Source organism: Arthrobacter echini, from assembly GCF_004803505.1.
Classification (GTDB): Bacteria; Actinomycetota; Actinomycetes; order Actinomycetales; family Micrococcaceae; genus Arthrobacter_D; species Arthrobacter_D echini.
Genome location: NZ_SSWH01000033.1, coordinates 1 through 1539, shown reverse-complemented (window position 1 = coordinate 1539; position 1539 = coordinate 1). Strand labels below are relative to the sequence as shown.

Here is a 1539-nt window from a genome sequence, read left to right as displayed (position 1 = left end):
CAATGCCGTGTAGTTAGGCGGTGGGTGGGGTTGTCAAGGACTTGGGTCGGGGAGGATGTTGATGCTGATGGTGGTCTGGTAGGTGGGGCCGCGGAGCCGGTTCTTGCCGGTGTTGGGGGCGTAGTTGGAGATCGCTCGCTTGACCACGCGGGGGCTGATGCGTGGTCGCCGGGCGGGCATCAGCGCCTGCAGGACGCGGGCTCCGATGGTACCGATCAGGTCGATGACAGTGTCGGCGATGACGCCTTCGGCTTTGATCAGCTGCTCGCGGGCGGCGGTCAGGGCGAGGGTGAAGCTGCAGCGGTCGGCATCGACGTCATTGCGGGTCAAGGTGGCATCGGCGATCGCGATCCGTAGTGCTTGGTAGGTGATTAGCAGGGCGTAGATCTCTTGTTCGATACCGCCGGGTGTGCGGGCGCGTAGCACGCGTCCTGCCAGGATGGTGTGCTTCAGTTCGCAGAACGCGGTCTCGATCTCCCACCGCTGGTGATAGAGCCTGACGAGTTCGGTCGCGGTGATGTCAGGATCGGTGACGGTAGTGACGAGCTGGTATGTCTCGGTGCGGTGGCCATCACTGGTGGTGATGGTGATCGCGCTGCGGATCACGCGCACCGGCACCGACCCGATCTGGGAGATCCACGAGCCGTCGCTCAGGCGGCGGCAGACCGGCAGTTTCCGGCCGGTCTTGACCCGGATCAGTAGGTCGGCGCCGGTAGCGGCGATCTGCCCGATCAGGTCGGTGGCGGCGAAGTTGCGATCAGCTAGCAGGATCATGCGTTCACCCAGGGCAGGAATCAGGCGTCGGGTGTAGGTCGTCTCCCCGATGCTGGTGGGACCGAAGGTGACCTCGATCAGGCTGCGGGTCCCGCAGGCCACCAAGGCCAGCGCCCGCACCATGGGATACCCGGTGGCGCCGGGGCCGGTTCCCTTGGGGTAGCTGGTCAAGTTCGCCGGGGTTTCCGGCAGGCACATCATGGTCCCGTCGACCGCGCAGACCAGCCGGCCCTGCCACCACGTTTCGTCACTGCCGCGACCAGTCGGCACCGGGCCGCGGAGCAGGTCGAATAGCGCCCGCAACGGCCCGGGCCCGAGGCGACGGCGGGCCTGGGCCATCGCGCCCGAGCTCGGGGTGGCGATGTCCGGCCCCTGCAGGCCGGCGGTCATCTGCGCCCATATTCCTCGGTATCCGTACTCGGTGAAGAGCGCACCGGCCAGCAGCAGGTAGACCACCACGCGGGACGGCAGATCGCGCACCCGTTTCTGCATGGTGCGGGTCTGGGCGAGGGCCGCGTCGACCATCTCGAAGGGCACGATCTGGGTCAGCTCACCCAGATGACCTGGCGCGAAAGCACCATCGGCACCAGAGGTCTCACGAACGGCACCGACAATGACAGAATGATCAGGCAACGGAGCTCCTGGGGAAGAGAAGTGTTCTAGTCGATGCCCTCTTTACCGGAGTTCCGTTGCCTCACCAGCGGCGACACGCCCAACACCGAGCTTCCTTGACCACCCCGCCCTCCGCTTAACTACACGGCATTG

At 65.9% G+C, this 1539-nt stretch carries 1 protein-coding gene; it reads right to left on the bottom strand.

From position 1 onward, the window contains the following. Nucleotides 1–33: 33 nt before the first annotated feature. On the bottom strand, nt 34–1407 hold the full coding sequence (locus E8P82_RS14895) for an IS4 family transposase (protein WP_211096897.1): 1374 nt from the start codon (nt 1405–1407) through the stop codon (nt 34–36). Nucleotides 1408–1539: the final 132 nt, after the last annotated feature.